The 16,543-nt window shown below is 63.4% G+C and carries 11 protein-coding genes; 5 read left to right on the forward strand and 6 right to left on the reverse strand.

Going from position 1 to position 16,543, the window contains the following annotated elements:
- Positions 1 to 10: 10 nt before the first annotated feature.
- The 3 genes from AC3WLD_RS16305 to AC3WLD_RS16315 form a co-directional block, all read right to left on the reverse strand.
- Complete coding sequence (locus tag AC3WLD_RS16305) at positions 11 to 742, reverse strand: ArdC family protein (protein WP_492558028.1); 732 nt, start codon at positions 740 to 742, stop codon at positions 11 to 13.
- On the reverse strand, positions 739 to 2,349 hold the full coding sequence (locus AC3WLD_RS16310) for an ATP-binding protein (RefSeq protein ID WP_492558029.1): 1,611 nt from the start codon (positions 2,347 to 2,349) through the stop codon (positions 739 to 741). Before AC3WLD_RS16310 ends, AC3WLD_RS16305 begins: the two co-directional genes overlap by 4 nt.
- Before the next feature lie 130 nt (positions 2,350 to 2,479).
- Positions 2,480 to 4,570 (reverse strand): ParB/RepB/Spo0J family partition protein, encoded by a 2,091-nt coding sequence (locus AC3WLD_RS16315; RefSeq protein ID WP_492558030.1) that lies wholly within the window; start codon positions 4,568 to 4,570, stop codon positions 2,480 to 2,482.
- A gap of 217 nt (positions 4,571 to 4,787) precedes the next feature.
- Here AC3WLD_RS16315 and AC3WLD_RS16320 point away from each other — a divergent pair, with 217 nt between their 5' ends.
- Positions 4,788 to 5,927 (forward strand): Fic family protein, encoded by a 1,140-nt coding sequence (locus AC3WLD_RS16320; RefSeq protein WP_492558031.1) that lies wholly within the window; start codon positions 4,788 to 4,790, stop codon positions 5,925 to 5,927.
- Here the strand turns inward: AC3WLD_RS16320 and AC3WLD_RS16325 are convergent.
- Both AC3WLD_RS16325 and AC3WLD_RS16330 read right to left on the reverse strand, forming a co-directional pair.
- Entirely contained in the window at positions 5,914 to 10,158 is a 4,245-nt protein-coding gene (locus AC3WLD_RS16325) for a strawberry notch-like NTP hydrolase domain-containing protein (RefSeq protein WP_492558032.1), read from the reverse strand. The genes AC3WLD_RS16320 and AC3WLD_RS16325 overlap by 14 nt on opposite strands.
- A 68-nt stretch (positions 10,159 to 10,226) precedes the next feature.
- A complete protein-coding gene (locus AC3WLD_RS16330; protein WP_492558033.1) occupies positions 10,227 to 10,751 on the reverse strand; it encodes a DUF7146 domain-containing protein in 525 nt (174 codons plus the stop codon).
- Positions 10,752 to 11,643: 892 nt separating this feature from the next.
- Here AC3WLD_RS16330 and AC3WLD_RS16335 point away from each other — a divergent pair.
- From AC3WLD_RS16335 to AC3WLD_RS16350, 4 genes are all read left to right on the forward strand, one after another.
- Positions 11,644 to 12,804, forward strand: coding sequence for a replication initiation protein (locus AC3WLD_RS16335; RefSeq protein WP_492558034.1), 1,161 nt, complete (start codon positions 11,644 to 11,646; stop codon positions 12,802 to 12,804).
- A gap of 166 nt (positions 12,805 to 12,970) precedes the next feature.
- Complete coding sequence (locus AC3WLD_RS16340; RefSeq protein ID WP_492558035.1) at positions 12,971 to 14,173, forward strand: AAA family ATPase; 1,203 nt, start codon at positions 12,971 to 12,973, stop codon at positions 14,171 to 14,173.
- A 90-nt stretch (positions 14,174 to 14,263) separates the two neighbouring features.
- A complete protein-coding gene (locus tag AC3WLD_RS16345) occupies positions 14,264 to 15,277 on the forward strand; it encodes a ParB/RepB/Spo0J family partition protein (protein ID WP_492558036.1) in 1,014 nt (337 codons plus the stop codon).
- A 115-nt stretch (positions 15,278 to 15,392) separates the two neighbouring features.
- A complete protein-coding gene (locus AC3WLD_RS16350; RefSeq protein WP_492558037.1) occupies positions 15,393 to 15,671 on the forward strand; it encodes a WGR domain-containing protein in 279 nt (92 codons plus the stop codon).
- 6 nt (positions 15,672 to 15,677) lie between these two features.
- Here the strand turns inward: AC3WLD_RS16350 and AC3WLD_RS16355 are convergent, their stop codons facing one another.
- Complete coding sequence (locus tag AC3WLD_RS16355) at positions 15,678 to 16,529, reverse strand: hypothetical protein (protein WP_492558038.1); 852 nt, start codon at positions 16,527 to 16,529, stop codon at positions 15,678 to 15,680.
- Positions 16,530 to 16,543 lie beyond the last annotated feature (14 nt).

Below are 16,543 nucleotides of genomic sequence, written 5' to 3' on the forward strand. Positions count from 1 at the left end.
AACATACCGTTCAATGGAGCGTCAGGCACGGTGCAGACTGTCCAGATAAGGCAACGATTTCCTCGAAGGCATAGGCGTCATCGCCGAAGCGCTTGCCGAACTGGCGGTTGAGTCGCTTGGTTGCACCGGTGGCGTGGCCGAGTTCATGGCAGCGGGTCGAGAAATATGCCTCGATCGAGTGGAACGCGGAAGGGGCCGGCAGGGTGACCGTATCGGTCCCGGGCGAATAGTGCGCGCTGTCGCCGCCATGGACGACGCGGATCGGGATCGCCTCGAGAAAGTCGCGCACCCCGGCCGACAGCTTGCCGATCGCCGTCGGGTCGGGAGGCTCGGGGTAGTAGTGCCCGGGCAGCCCATCGATTTGCGAGGTATTGAAGACGTGGTTCCACTTCATGAACCGGATCGTCTTCTCGGTGGCCTCGCCGGTCAGGCGATCGGTGTCGGTCTTGCGGGCCGAGGAGTAGAACACGCTGAACGAGCCGCACTCACCCTTGCGAACGTGACCACCAAGTTCGAGCGCCTGCCGGAAGGTCATCCAGTAGGCGCTGGTGTATCCACGGCTTTCGGCAACGGCCCAGAGGTAGAAGGTGTTGATCCCCGAATAGCTGATCCCGTTGTGGCGCAGGGGGCGGGTGCTGGTCGCCGACCACGGCTTGAGCCACGGCGCGGTGCCGGCGGCGATCTTTTCGAGGATCAGGTCGGTGATGACCTGGGCAACGTCGGGTTTGGGATGGCGGGTCATTGGCTTTGGCCCTCCCCGGCATCGACAAGCTGGAGGTGTGAGCCTTCCCGCGACCAGGTGAGGCTCAGCGTCCGGCCATGCGGAATGCGCCAGGCGATCCGGTCGGCGAATGCCATGCGGATGCCGGCCAGGATCGCGGCGTCCTCGCCTTCCAGGATAGCATGGGCGCTTACGGCCGCGTCGTGCCGGAAGCGGGTTTCCTGGGTGTCGTAGCTGTCGGCATCGGAATCGTCCGAGGGCGAGAACACCGCATCGATGATGAGGTCGGTGAGATCGTCCGGGCTCAATTCCGAATTCTGAGTCAACGCGATCCGAGCGTTGTCGGGATCGCCCCAGCTATCGTCGTTTTCCTGGATGGCGAAGTCGGTCTCGATGTCGAGGCGGCGACCATGCTGATCGGTGAGTTCGAGCCGGATGGCGTCGGGCCGTAGGGTCAGTGCCTCATCGCCATCCGCAGGCGCGGCGCCATCATGCGTGAAGCATTCGCCGGTGCGCACGAAACACCGGATCGCGTCGTACCAAGGGTAGCCGATGAACTTGGTGATCGGCTCGTAGAAGGCCAGCGGTTCCGGGCCAGCCAATTTGTGCGGTTCATCGGCAGCGGAGCGGCGCAGGGCGCGGCCGAAGGTCACGGCATCGAACGAGTCCGTGTCGTCGTAGATCGCCGCGCCCGGCTCGAGTTCGGCGAAGCGCGGTACTTCGCGGTAATCGTCTCGGGCCAGCGTCGGCCACCATAGCGGCAGTTGCCGGGCCGCTGGCGGAAAATCCTCGCAGTAGAACCGCGCCTCGAGCCAGTTCTCGAAGCTCAGCCGGTGCAGCGGCTCGGCGTAGATGACCGAGAAGATAGCCCGGCGGCACAGCGCGACAAGGTGGTCGAGGGCGGCGTTGCGGTACACTTCCTTGCGGGCGGGCAGGACGAGCACAAGGTCCGGCGCGTCGGCGATATCGACCTGGACGCTCCACTGGGTGTGGTGAACCTCCTTGATCACCGGAAACGCGTGCTTGAGCGTGACCCCGTGGAAATTGAGCGTGGCGACGTGCGGCGAATGCCGGTCGCGGAACACCCCGATCCGGTAGCCGTCCTGCTCGATGACCCGGTAGGCATCGGCGAGGAAATCGGCTCGAGCGAGATCCTTGCCGTTGTAGGTCACTGGCAAGGGGAAGAAGCGCGCCGCCGCTTCGATCGTGCGCTCGAGCTTGCCGTCGGGCCCGGGTGGAAAGTGAAAGGCGATTGTCGTGCCGCGCGGCCCATCCCGGGGGAGCACATCGATGTCGGCCTCGCCGGTCCAGGCATCGCCTGCGATCGCCAACGTGAACGCGCCCGCCGCACTGGTGGAACTGACCACAGTATCGAGCCCGGCCAGGCTGAAGAAGCCCATGCCGGCGGGATCTTCGCGGGCGCGGCACTCCCCGGGCCAATCGGATTGCCCGAGCGAGACGAGATCGACCGGATCGGCAATGCCGGCGCCGTCATCGACGACAGTGATCAGGCAGGCGTCCTCGAGGTGTTCGGCGCTCACGGCAACCCGCGTTGCGCCGGCGCGGCGCGCGTTCTGGAAGAGCTCGTTGAAGATGTCGTCGAGGGTTCCGTTAAAGATACGGGTCACCTTGGAAATGGCCTCGGGTGAGACCCGGGCGCGCAATTTGGTGAGAGCAGTCATGCAACATGTCCTGGATGCGTCGCGGTGCAGCCGCAGGCACGAACGGCCTGCGGCTGCGTGGCGGTAGTGGGATGGTTCAAGCGTCGACGGGTTCGGCAGCATCGGCGGGCAGTTCCGCGCCGGACTCCATCGCCTCGCCAACGTCGTCATCGTCGGCCTCGCCTTCGGGCTCTGCTTCGACCCCAGCATCGGTCGGCACCTGCTCGTCCTCGGCCCCGCTGGCTGCAATCTCCCGGAACCGCATGGCTTCGGGCACCCAGGCGAGTGCCGCTTCCTTGACCTCGGGCGCCACAATGGTCTCGCCAGCGAACAGCTTCTCGCAGGATGCCGAAAGGTCACCCTTCTTCGAGCCCATGAAACTGGCCGCCATGGTCGGCCCGCCGACCTCGCTGACGTGGGCGAGCAGCGTCTGCTTGCTCACTCGGTCGAAGTAGTTGGCCGAGGTCGGCCGCCAGTGACTGGCGACGTTGATGCCCATCAGCGCGGCGAGATGATCATGGAGGTCGATCGGCTCGGGGCCGGACTGGCCGGCCTTCTTGTCGATCCCCATGCTCGCTTCGAGCGTCTTGGCCATGCACCAGGCAAGCCAGCTCGCCTTGGCATCGTCGTCGAGCGCGCTGAACGCGGCGAACCGGTCAACCGTGTGGCGATGCTCGGTCCATGAGAGATCGAGCGTCTCGCGCATGTCGGCCATCAGGGTGTGCGCCGGGCTGTCCGGGTAATTGGCGAGATAGAGCGAAGGTGACGGCGCGCGCAGCGTGGTGCCGAGTGCCTGCGCACTGTAGAGCGCGCGCGAATCCGCGATGGCGAAGATCAGGTAATCGAGCGCGATCGCCGGGTTCGAGGCGAGGTTGATCGCGAGAATGTCGCGGCGCTGGACGGCCAGTTCCTCGACCAGCTTCTGCGACAGCGGCTTGGGTGCCGAAGTGGCGCCTGCGCCCTCCCCTGCCCCACTCTCCGCACCGCCCGGCGCATCGGCAGCCCCGCGCGATTTGCGCTTCTCGAGCGGCTTGTCGCTGTAGAGCCCGCTTGCAACGACCGGCTCGCCGTCGGGGCCGATGACCACGAAGCAGCCGACATTCGCCTTCATCTCTTCGGGGATCACCGGCGGCTTGTCGTGAAGCGCATCGCAGGCATTGGTCGCGGCGTCCCAGCGTTCCTGGAACTCGGCAGCAGCCGCTTCGTCGTCCTCATCGAGCGTTTCGCTCTCGCCTTCGAGCGCCGAGATCGTCTCCATGAGGTGGTCGGCTTCAGCCTGCTCTTCCTCGGTCAGCGGTGCGGGTTCGAGGTGGACCTGGTGGAGGTCTTCTGTCGCGCTGTAAGTGACACGGGTCTCGAGGATCGGCCGCACCCAGGCGTAGCCCGAGGTCTCGGCGACCTGGGTCGCAAAGGCCTGGAGCTTCTCGCCGGCAATGCGCTGGGCGATCTCGGCGTCGATCCAGGTCTCGCCGCCATCTTCGGTGAAGAGGTCGCGCTCGATCCGGCCGCCGGCCGCAAGGTAATCGGCCTCGCTCGCGAGCTTCGCCATCGGCGAGGACGAGCGCACCGCGCTGTGGGTGATCATCCGGCGGATGGAATCGGCCTGGTTGCCCTGCCAGGAGTTCGAGAGCTCGTTCCACACCAGCATCTGGCGGTCGTGATTGGGCGTCGTCGCATAGGCCTTGGCGACGTCGAGCGTGATCTTGCCTTCCTCGAGCGCGGCGAAGATCGGATCGGCAAGATCGGCGAGGCGCAACCGGCCTTCGATGAACCGGCGGGTGCGGCCGAACCGCTTGGCGATGGCATCGAGGTCACTGCCCTCATTGACGAAGTGCTTGTACGCCCGGATCTCGTCGGTCGGGGTCATGTCGAGGCGGATGACGTTCTCGATGAGCGAGAGCTCGGACTGCTCGGCGGCATCGATGTCGAGCACGCGGCAGGCGACGGGATGATCCTTGGGGAGCTTGCCCGCGCTAGCCAAGAAGTTCAGCGCGCGCAGGCGGCGACCACCGGCAGTCACGTCGAACATGCCCCGCTTTTTGGCCGGAGCTACGATCAGGTTCTGGAGGAGGCCCTTGGCCTCGATGTTGGCGGCGAGTTCCTCGATGAAGAGGTTGCTGTCGTTCTTGCGCACATTGGCCCCGGACAAGCGCAGCTTGCCAAGCGGGATCATCTCGATGTCGTTCATTGGGGGTGCTCCTCAAAGCTGGATTGACCGAGCCCATCGGCTCACCCCTTCCAGCCCCCCTCCCCTTCGACACTTCAGGCCCTCGACATTTCAGGAACGGCACGGGTCGGTCCGTGCGACAGGATTTCCCCTGATCGAAAGCCCATGAGGCATAGAAACTGGCCTTATGCCTCATAATGAGCTATTGGGTGAGTTATAGAAGCAGGATCAATGCCTCATGAAATGGAACTGGCAGCAGCCGGACTGGCCCAATTTTCGCTGGAACAGCGAAGCATTGGCCGCGCTTGAGGCCCGTTTCCTGCAACAGTCCGGGGTGATGATCGGGGTGGTGAAACACCTCGGTGACGAGGACCGCACCAGCGTGGTGCTCGACGTGATGACCGACGAAGCGATGAAGACTTCGCAGATTGAAGGCGAACTGCTCAATCGCGACAGCGTCCAGTCATCGCTGCGCCGCGAGTTCGGTCTCGAAACCGAGGCTCGCCGGATTCCGCCCGCCGAACGCGGCATCGCGGAAATGATGATGGCGCTTTACCGGGATTTCGCTGCACCGCTGACCGAAGAGGTATTGGGCGACTGGCATCGCCTGGTTTTGAGTGGCCGCAGGGACATCGACGTCGTTGGCCGTTACCGCGAGCACGAAGACGCGATGCAGGTCGTCTCGGGCGCGTTGCACAAGCCCACCGTGCATTTCGAGGCGCCGCCGTCGCGCGAGATGGCAATGGAAATGGCGCGGTTCCTCGAATGGTTCGAGGCCACCGGCCCGGGCGGCAAAACCCCGCTTCCTGGCCTCACCCGATCGGGCCTTGCGCATCTCTACTTCGTGACGATCCATCCATTCGAGGACGGCAACGGCCGCATCGGGCGTGCGATTGCGGAAAAAGCGCTGTCGCAGGCAATCGGTCAGCCAAGCCTGATCGCGTTGTCGCAGACCATCCAGCGACGGCGCTCGGCCTATTACGACGCGCTCGAAGCGGCGAACAAGGCAAACGAGATCTCGGACTGGCTCGCCTATTGGGCCGAAACCGTCCTCGAAGCACAGACCCACAGCCTGGCGCTGATCGACTTCCTGCTCGAGAAGACGCGGTTCCACGACCGGTATCGGGGCAAGCTCAACGCGCGGCAGGAGAAAGTCGTCGCGCGCATGTTCCGCGAGGGGATCGAAGGCTTCAAGGGCGGGCTCAGTGCGGCCAACTACATTACGATCGCCGACACCTCACGTGCGACCGCGACCCGCGATCTTCAGGAACTGGTCGCGCTCGGCGCCATGGGTCAGACAGGAACGCTCAGGTACGCACGCTATCACCTGATCCTCGATTCCGCAGCCGGCACCGGCCCAACCATCAATCAGGTGTGACAGGCTGGCCGGTCATCGCCTGCAGAATGCCCTCGGCCTTGTCGGTCGGAATGAACACGCGGGTCTTGTAGGCGATGATCTCGGTGAAGCAGCCGAGCCCCTTGAGTTCCGGGATGCGCGCCGCTTCAGCACCGACGATCTCGATCCGCCGCGACCCGTTCACGCGTGACGTGCGGACAGTGAAGTTGAGCGGATGCGGCGCTTTCCACGTGCCCCCACCAAGAATGGCTTGGGCGATCTTCGTCGGGTCGGTCTGCGCCTTGCGTGAGACGCCAAGCTTTTCGAGCGTCACATCGACATAGAGATCATGGACGTGCCGACCGAGCCAGGACGTGCCGGTCTTGTCGACGATGCGATTGACCGTCAGGTCCTCCTTGGGAAGCGCGCCCCAGATGGGCAGCAGCAGCCCTGTGGCGAGGAACACGGTCTCGGTCACCAGCTGGTTCTCGTCGGCGGCGTATTCCGCTTCCCACAGCGCAGCGAACTCGGCCTTGGACACTGGCTCCCAGGCGGTCTCGTCCAGCCTGGCCGCGAGAATGTATTCGCTCCGCAGCGGGCGGACGAGTTCGAACCGGCGGATGAGTTCGCCCTCCTCGTCCATATGCGAGGGTGCTGGGATCGCGAGTGCAACCTTCCCCGACTTGGCGTTGCGCAGGAACAGCGGCTTGTCCTCGTAGCTCGCGATCTTCAGCACCCGTTCGAGCGTGAGCAGCTTGCGCCGCTGGGTCAGCGACAGTTCCAAGAGGTGCGAGGTGGCCCCCGTCACCGGATCGGTGCGGATCACCGTGTCCGACAGGACCTCGCAGGTCTCGGCTGAGACGGTCTCGACGCCGATATCGAAGGTCCCGGCTTCCTTGGCTGCCGAGACCCGGGTTTCGACAAGGGTCAGGAACTCGTCGAACACCGCATTCTGCACCGCGATCTTCATCGCCAGGATGCGATTGAGCCAGCGCTGGATCGGCGGCAGGTCCTCGCGCAGGATCCCGTTCTGATCGGTCAGCTCCAGCCCGCTCATGGCCTGGAATTCCTTGAGCGAGGTGCTCTTGAGCTTTCCGGTCGCCAGCAGCCCATACCAGTCGTGCAGCGCGTGCTTGGCATAGGCGCTCTCAAGGTTGTCCGAGGCATCGAACATCCCCTGCCCGCCGGTCTGGCGCTGGCCGCGGGTGAGCGCGCCAAGTGCATCGAGCCGCCGCGCGATCGTGCTGGTGAACCGCGCCTCGCCCTTGCAGTCGGTGGTGACGGGACGAAACAGCGGCGGACAGGCCTGGTGGGTGCGATGCGTTCGCCCCAACCCCTGGATTGCGCGGTCGGCGCGCCAGCCCGGCTCGAGCAGGAAATGGACCCGGCGTTGCTGGTTCTTGGCGTCCAGGCTCGCATGGTAGCTGCGGCCTGTGCCGCCGGCATCGGAGAACACCAGGATGCGCTTGGCGCCGGTCATGAACGCGGTGGTTTCTGCAAGGTTGGTGCGCGGGGAACGGCTTTCGAGGCGCTGCTGGCCAGAGCCGTCGCGGACCAGGCGCTTGGACCGCCCGGTGACCTCGGCAACGGCGCTGACCCCGTAATGCTCGAGCAGGGCGTCGAGTGCGGTCGGGATCGGCGGCATGGCGCAGATATGCTCGATCAGCTGCTCACGCGCAGCCTCGGCCTGCGGGTTGTGAACGGGGTTGCCGGCTTGGTCCCACATCGGCCGTGAGCGAACGTCTCCGAGGTCATCGACGTATTCTTCCATCTGGCGGGTCGGGAAGGCCCGGGTGAGGTAGTCCACGATCGCCTCCCTCGGCGACAGGTCCAGTTCCAGCGCCTCACGCTCCTCAGGATCGAGCTCATTGAGCCGCCGATTGAGGATCGATTCTGCCGTGCTGACGAGCTGGACCACCACGCTTTCATCCTGGGCGAGGTGCTCGTCGATCGCCGGGTAGATCGACGGCAACTTCAGCGAGAGCAGCACCTGCGCGAAGAAACGTTGCTTGGTTCCCTCGAACCGGCTGCGCGCGGCTGCCTTGGCGCCGCTGTTGAGGGTACGGTTCTCGAGACCATCAACCACGCCGGTCAATTCGAGCGCTGCCTCGAGGTTCTGGTGGATGATCGTCCAGGCTTCGCAATAGGTGTCGTAGATCGCGATCTGGTCGTGGCTGAGGTCGTGGCGCAGGATGTCGTACTCGATTCCCGCGAAGCTGAGTGCGCGGGCAAGATAGAGCCCCGAGGCCTTGAGATCGCGTGCGACCAGTTCCATAGCCGCAATGCCGCCGTCGCGGATTTCCGAGATGAACTGCTCGCGGTTCGCAAAGGCCGTGCCGGGACCCCAAAGTCCAAGCCGCACCGCATAGGCGAGGTTGTTGACGTCCGATGCTCCCGTGGCCGAGGCGTAAAGCACCCGGGCGCGCGGCAGGGTGTTCTGCAGCAGCACCCCGGCAATCCCCTGGAGCGAGCCCTGCTTCTGGCCGCCCGCTGCCTGCCTGGTCGCCCCTTCCCCTCCCGCAACGCCGCCCATTTCATGGGCCTCGTCGAACACGATCACGCCCTCAAAGTCTGGACCGGCCCAGCGCACGATCTGGTCGAGCCGGGTATCCTCGACCCGGGCCGAGCGCAGCGTCCCGTAGGGGACGAACAGGATGCCTTCCGGCGCGGTGATCTCCTCGCCGATCTTCCAACGTGCAAGGTCGATGATGTCCGACGGCAGCCCGCCGATCGCCGTCCAATCGCGCTGGGCGTCTTCGAGCAGCGGTGCGTTCTTCGAAATCCAGATGTGGCGGCGATTGCCCTTGAGCCACTGGTCGAGGATGCAGGCCGCCGCCTGCCTACCCTTCCCCGCCCCGGTGCCGTCGCCGAGGAAGAACCCTGTGCGGTAAAGCTGACCCTCGGGATCTTCCTTGAGCGCCACTGCGCCCTCAGTCTGGGTAAACCGGCCATGGAGGTCGCGGCTCCAGGCTTCGCCGGCGTAGATCACAGTCTCGAGTTGGGCCGCCGAGAGCAGCCGGGCGGTGACCGTGCGTTCGGGCAGGCACGGAACGTAGTGGGGCTTCGGCGCTGCGATCGACGCCATGGCGGCGGATTCAACGAGGTGGGTCGGATGTTCGCCCGCTTCGGGAATGACCACGCGCGACGGGCGATAGTCGGCGTAGACACCGCGCTGCTCGCCCATCGCCGCAGCCTCATCGAGAACCTGGTAGGCGACCGGGCGGACCTCGTTAGTCTGCGGCGCGCGCACGATCACCGGCCTAGCCGGGCCGCTCTTCACTGATCGGAACAGGCTGAGTTTGGGGCGTGTTGCTGCTGCCGTCGCAGTTTCGCGCAGGGCTGCGCGTGACGGAACTTGGCCGATCGCTGCGAAGAGTTCGCTGACCGAGGCTCGGTTGATCGTAGAGACCGAGATATCGCCCGGCACCTTGTCGATCACCAGCAAGCGCACGGCGATGCCGGTGCCGTGCTTGGCATAACCGCCTTTATCGAGCCTAAGCGACAGCACGACGCGTGCGCCTTCGAGGGTGCGGCGGAACACTTCGCCTTCCTGCGCCGACGGGGCGAACCAGTCGGGCATGATTGCCACCACACGGCCGCCGGGCAGCAAGTGGTCGAGCGCGGCACGCAGGTGCCTAGCCGCGGTATTCTGGTCCTCGCCGCGTGACTGCGAGATAGAGAACGGCGGGTTCATCACGATCACGCTCGGCCGCTCGGTGCCAGCAAGCAGCGCAGCGATCTTGGCCCCGTCGTGGCGGTAGACGGCTGCGCCCGGGAACAGACCTTCGAGAAGGACAGAGCGGGTCTCTTCAAGTTCGTTGAGCAGGCACTGCTTGACCGTGCCCTTCGCCAGCGAAGCGATGATCCCGGTGCCTGCGCTCGGCTCCAGGAAGACGTCGTCGATGCCGAGGCGCGCCATATGGACGGCAAGGCAAGCCAGCGCTGGCGGCGTCGAGAATTGCTGGAACGCGATCTGCTCTTCGCTGCGCACCGTGTGGGTCGGCAATTCCCGCGCAAGTGCCTCTAACGTGCTGATCGCATCACCAGCGTCCATCCGGCTTACAAGTTCCGGAATTGCCATGGCCAGAGCCACTTCGAGCGCCTCGAAGCTTTCACGCTGAGTCCAGGCGCCGGCCGCATCGCTGGCGCCCGCGCTTTCGGTCATGGCCAGGGTGAGCGCGGCCCGATCGATGGGAATGGCGAGCAGCAGCTTGGCGGCAAGAGTGCGCGCAGCGCCGAGAATGGCGCTGCTGCGTGAGATCGTAGCGGTCATGGAGGTCTCCGGGAGATATGTGAGGTCTGCTGCCGACCGGCGGCACATCCCCTGCAGCCCCCCTCCCCTCATCGCTTCAGGAGCTGCGCCCAGTCATTCATGGCACCCGGTGGCCATTCCGTGTCGATGGCGAGGCCGGGTCGTACCAAAGCTTCACGTGCTCTCGCTTCTGCCCGACGGCCTTCCTGGTCGTTGTCTGCGAGCAGGATCACCCGCTCGACGCTTGTCGGAAGCTCGACTTGGTGGAAGCGCTTGGCGCCCATGCTGGCCCATGCCTGGATGCCGGTAAGCGAAGTGTATGCCGCTGAGGTTTCGAAGCCTTCGCACAGGCCAATCGTTTTGCCGGGCGGCCCGTTCGTCCAGGCCGCGCCGATCGCGCGTCCGAGTACGAGTTTGTCGGAGTAGCCAGCGCTCACTGGATCGAGGAAAATCCGCTGAATTGCGGCGATCTCGCCCGCTTTACGCATCGCGACGAGCAAAGCGGGCTCAAATTCGACCAGCCTTCCCTGACCTCTCGGACAACGCGGATGATAGCGCAGGTCGTCAAGCGGAGCCCAGATGTTGCGGATCTCCCGGACATACCGTTCGGCCAAGGTGCCCTCGATTGGCCGCCCTGCCTGCCATATGGCGAGATGGGCCGATGGCTGGCGAGCCTGTCGACCTAATGTCTCGGCAGGTCCGATGCTTGGCAGGTCGGCGAGACTGCGTAGCGCACGGAGAACATCGGTCGCATCGCAACCGGCGTGGCATGTCACGAGGATGCCGCGATCGCCTTGCCTGATTGCAAGTGAGGGGGTTCGGTCTGCATGGGACGGGCAACGACACATCGCGGTGTTGCCTGACCACTTGCCACCGAGACGGGCGACGAGTGCGCGGAGACCTGACGTGGGATGATTGCTGACAAAGGGCATAATCACCCAGCTCAGCCCTACTCCCCTCCCCTGTAGCTGATTGCGTGTTCCGTGCTCTCCGAATGGGCCTCCATTTCGAAGACGCGAATCGGCATCTGATCCTTCAAAAATCATTTTATCAACGCCGCTGCTTGCAGCGGAAGGATTCTTGATTCTAAGGATTCAGATTCAGGGAGCTAGAACCGTAGTATTTCCAAGCTCTTACGACCAATTAGCTGACCAGACGGGGGAGTTTGCCTGACCTGGTGGGGGGTGCAGCCTGACCCGTCGGGGGAACTCACCTGACCGGTTGGGGCCATCCTGACCCCTTGGGGGTGCCAGCGGAGCTTGCGTTCCATACTCTTACGACGCGAGTATCTGAATCGCGAAGAGGTCGAAATCAAGGCGAATTTCCGATTTCAACCGGGGGTATGCCGACTCGCTGGATTTCGTGGCTTTGTCATGCGTTCGGCAGCCATTCTATCCTGACCTTTTGGGGGTGGTCCTCGCCTAACTATCCTGACCTGACTTGACGAAAGAGGTCAGGTCAGGCAGCAAGCAGGCTCCGAGAATCACGCTCTGAACGAAATATGGCATGGAAAGTGAAGCTGGCCAAATAGCCGAAGCTACTGATGAGGCAGTGGAGGAAGTTACTCCTGGCCGAGCCATGCGCGTTGCTGCAGCTCTGAAGGCGAAAGGCGGAGATGAGTTCGCGAAGCCGGGTAGCATCATCGAAATCAAGTTCGTCAAAGGTGAATCGCTCAGTCTTACGGCGTCTCGGCTACTCGCCCTGATGATCTTAACTGCGGGAGGAGATGCTTGGGAAGATCGGCCACACCGCATCCGCAAAGCAGACATCCGCCGCGGGCATAAGGGCAATGAGCGGATCACCGACATGCTCCAGGAATTGCACCGAACGCTCTTCGCGGTTGATGACAAGTCCTGGCGTGGGAAAAAGGCGACGCTGCTGTTCTCATTAATCTCCCGGTCTCGCGAGGAAACGGAGGAAGAAGGCGGCGAAGCAGGGTGGATCGAGTGGGAGTTCACGCCTGATGCGCGCAAGCTGATCCAGGCATCAGAGACTTACGCCGTACTCAATCGGCAGGCAGTGCTCGGCTTCCGGTCGAATTATGCGCTCAAACTGTACGAACTGGGAGCTCTTCGATTGCATCGTCGTCAGGCGACTTGGCGGGGCGATATGCAGGCGCTTCGAGCAGCTCTTGGTATTCCTCCAGAGGTCTACACCGACTTCGCTCAGCTTCGCAGAAAGGTCCTCGAAAAGGCCAAGTCGGAGATCGACCAATTGGCGCACTTCCGCGTCGAGTGGCGCGAGATACGACAAGGCAGAACCGTTACCGAACTTGAGTTCCGGTTTGAGCCAAAGGGTGCGCCCGAGGTTATCGAGACTGTCGATGAACTGGATCGCCATTCCGCTGGCCGCCAAGCGCGCCGGGAGGGGTCAGTTGAAAGCATCTCCGTGGGGCAGGGGGCTATTCCGGCACCGCGCAAGGCAGTTGCACGCAGTAAGCCCGCAGAGGTCACCTTTCCGAGGGGTTCGCTGCGTTATGGTGAACACGAGTCCGAGTTCCTCTCGATCGGCCGGCAGTATGGCGGTGGTTGGGATGTGGATATGATGGCGGATGGCTTTCGCGCTCAGTTGGGTGAGAGACTGGAAAAGCTCCGTGGGGCAAAGCTGGCCGCTGCGTGGAAGGGGTTTTGCGAAGGGTGGGTTAATCGTCGCGGCCGACCGCAATGAGATGAAATTGCACGCGTGCAATTTTGGCATCCCCCACCGAGTCAGGTTAGAGCCCGCTAGGCGCAATATGACCCCTTTCTGATGCTTTCACTTTCGAAATTTCCGAATTTCTTGACCCAAAAGCGCAAGTGAGTGTAGCACCCGCTCAGTTGCGAAAGGTGGGCATGTGTCAAACGGACTTCAGATTGAGGAAGCGGAACGCCTGGTGTCGGTCGCGACGTTAGCCAGTCGGACCTCGTCGGTGCTCGAAAAGCTGCGGGATTCTGCCCGGAGCGCCCGATCTGATGATCGCCGCGAACCGACCTTCACGATCGGCAAGGCTGCGGAGCTCGTGGGTAGAACCCCAGCTGCAATTCGCGACGCCGAGAAAGACGGTCGGCTTCCCGAGCCTGCAAGGACCGACAACAACCGGCGCGAGCGATACACGCTGGCTCAACTGAACGATATGCGCGGGGTCTTCGGGACGAGGCCTTATCGGACGCCGGACGATCCATGCTGTGTCGTCGCGGTCCAGAACTTCAAGGGCGGCGTTGGCAAGTCCACTGTCGCGGTGCATTTGGCCCAGTATCTCGCCATTCGAGGGTACCGCGTCGCTCTGGTAGACTGCGACAGCCAGGCATCAGCAACAACGCTTTTCGGCTACGTCCCTGATCTCGATCTGACTGAGGATGACACCCTATACCCGTTCCTTCGCGAAGGCGAACGTTCGTCCCTCGACTACGCACTCCGCAAAACACATTTCGACGGGTTGGAGCTGATCCCGGCAAACCTCCGTCTGTTCAATTCCGAGTACGAACTCGCTGCGCGGATGGCCCAAGGCAATGCCTCCCTTCTCGACCGATTGAAGGAGGGCATCGAAAGCATCTCGGATCGTTTTGACGTTATCGTGATGGATCCTCCGCCGGCCCTGGGCGCGATCTCGCTCTCGGTGCTGCGCGCGGCGAATTCGCTGGTGGTACCGGTGCCGCCAACCGTCATGGATTTCTCATCGACGGCAGCATTCCTCTCGATGTTGGACGAGACCATCGAGCAGCTTGCCGACCGTGGTCTCGCGCCGGAGCTGAATTTTCTCCGCTTCGTTGCGTCAAAGGTCGACGAGAATAAGTCGATGCAAAAGGAGCTGATACAGCTGATGCGGACGCTGTTCGGGCATACAATGGTCCGAACGCCACTCAAGGATTCTGCCGAGATCGATAATGCAACTGCGCGATTAATGACGGTCTATGAGCTCGATGGCCCTGCTACGAGCTCGGCTGTGCGTAATCGGTGCCTGAACTATCTTGATGGCGTGAACGCTGAGATCGAAGTCGATATCCGATCGATGTGGCCTAGTCATCACAAGCGCCTTCGCCAGGAGGCGTTGGCATGAAAACCGGGAATTGCACGCGTGCAATTTGCCGCGGAAATCGCGCCGGTCCGAAAAATTGCATGCGTGCAATTCAGCTGACGGGAGGGTCGCATGAGTAAGAAAAACAGCGGTTTTGCGGCTGATTTGGCGGCAGGAATCGACCTGACGGACGCTGCAGCGGCTCCCCGCCGATCGAGTATTGCATCGAATGTGCTTACCGGGCGGTCGAACCGCCTGGCTGACTTAGCGTCCGGAGCGATTGTAAATCGGACCCATGAACTTGTGGATCCTGCCAGATGCCGGATGTGGGCGGGCCATAATCGCGACTACGCCCTGCTGAACGAAGAACGGTGTTCGGATCTCATTGAAAGCATCAAGGCCCAAGGCCGGCAGGAAATCCCCGCTATTGTTCGCCGCCTATCCGGTGATGAAGAGTACGACTTCGAGGTTATCTGCGGCGCGCGGCGGCATTGGTCGATCAGCTGGCTCAGGTCTCATAACTACCCTGACTTCAAATTCCTCGTCGATGTACGAGAGATCGGAGACGAAGAGGCGTTCCGCCTGGCCGACATCGAGAACCGCGCCAGGGACGATCTTACGGACCTTGAAAGGGCGAGGGACTATCTGCGCGCGCTAACAGCCTATTATGACGGCCGCCAGAAAACGATGGCCGAGCGCTTGAAGGTGTCGGAAAGCTGGCTCACGCGATATCTTGATCTTGCCCGCCTTCCAGAAGAACTGACCAGGGCCTTTGCCGATCCGCAGGAGCTCGGCATTCGCAACGCGATCGCTCTCAAAGCTCTTTTGAAACCAGAGGAACGCAGGGAACGTGCCTTCCGCGAGGCTGCGCGCCTGGCGGAAGAGCGCGAGGCAACCGGACAGTCGATGCCGGTAATTGATGTGATCAAAGCACTGTCCTTGGCTGTTGACCCCCCCAAGAAGTCAGGATCCCCCAAAAAGTCAGGAAAGGCTGAAACGGTTGCGAGCGCGAGTGGCAAGCCGGTGCTTCGGATTGAGGGGGCTGATCGCAAAGGCATTCGCCTCACTCTGCTGAGCAAAGGGGGAGCGACCCGCCAAGAAGCGGAAGAGGCGGTGCGCGCAGTTTTGGATCAATACTGGACCTAAGTTTGCCATCTCCGCGGTGGGGACAGCAACAAATCGCCTGCGTGAATCAGTCGGACTCGACTGATTCAAAATTCCCGTTGGATCGCAGCAATCCCGCTGCGGCATTCATGTGCGCATGGATAGCCTGACCCACGGGAGTTTCATCTGGCTCGAAGCGGTTTGTGCGGAGCGCAACGTCGCCCGGCGCTACACCGTCGCGCTGAGCCGTGATCTGTTCGGGGCCTCAATCGTCGAGTTCGCCTGGGGCCGCATCGGGACAAAGGGGCAGGGGAGGGCGATCTCGTTTGCCGACGAGAACGCGGCCGCCCACTTTGCCCGCCAATTGCTGCGCCGTAGAGCCAGTGCCCCCAAACGCATTGGCGTGCCCTACCGCGAGGTTTTATTGGCGCCGTAGGGCGCCTCAGGAGGCCCTGGGAGGCGTTTTGGGGGCCAGGGCATGGTCACCGGGGCGCAATAGCGCCAGATCGGCCTTGTCGAGCGCCGTAGCGGCCTGTGAGGCGGTGCGGCGGGTCACACCGAGTGCGCGGGCGAGTTCGGCGCGGGTGAGGGGGCCTAACCCGCTAATCAGCTGCCACACCGCGGGTGCCTGCGACGAGGCGTAGAGCCCGGCCAAGCGTTCGTCCCCGAGCGCGAGCGCAGTGCGCACCGCCGCGAGGTCGGTTGCTACGTCGGCGGCCGCAGCGCCGATCGCCTCGGCCAGCAGCGCGGGGAGGGGCCTTTCAGGTTCAGCGCGGAACAAGCTGCGCGGGGCAAGCCCGGCCAGCGCCAGCGGCGCGGCACCGAGCCCGAACACATGCGGCCGCATCGCCGCGGCGAGCGAGGCCGCCCAGGCGCTGCCGCGCGCCGCGAAACGCTGGAACACCTTGCCTTCGATCATCACCTCCTCGCTGCCGAGCTCGAGGAAATCGATCTCGTCTTCGCGCAGCTGCTCGAGCCACTCTTCCAGCGTCGCCAACGGATCGCGCGCCGGCAGCAGGGCATCGAGCCGTTCGAGTGCTCGGTCGGCCGGCTCGAATGCGCTGGAGAAGCTCTCGGTCGCGCCCTTGGCGGCGAGCGCGAGCCGCGCGGCCCGGGCGAGGGGAGGGGGGCCGCGCCTCCCGATCCACGAGAGAAAATCCCGCCGCTCCTCGGCGTACCACGAGCGGGTCAGCTCGGCCGCTTCTGGCCCGGGATTGTGCTCAGGGCCTTGGTTTTCCTGAGGAAAGTCACGAACATGCACCCGCCACAACCGCCGCAATGAGGCCAGCGCCAACCCTTCTCCTACCT

The organism is Novosphingobium sp. FW305-C-111, assembly GCF_058783565.1.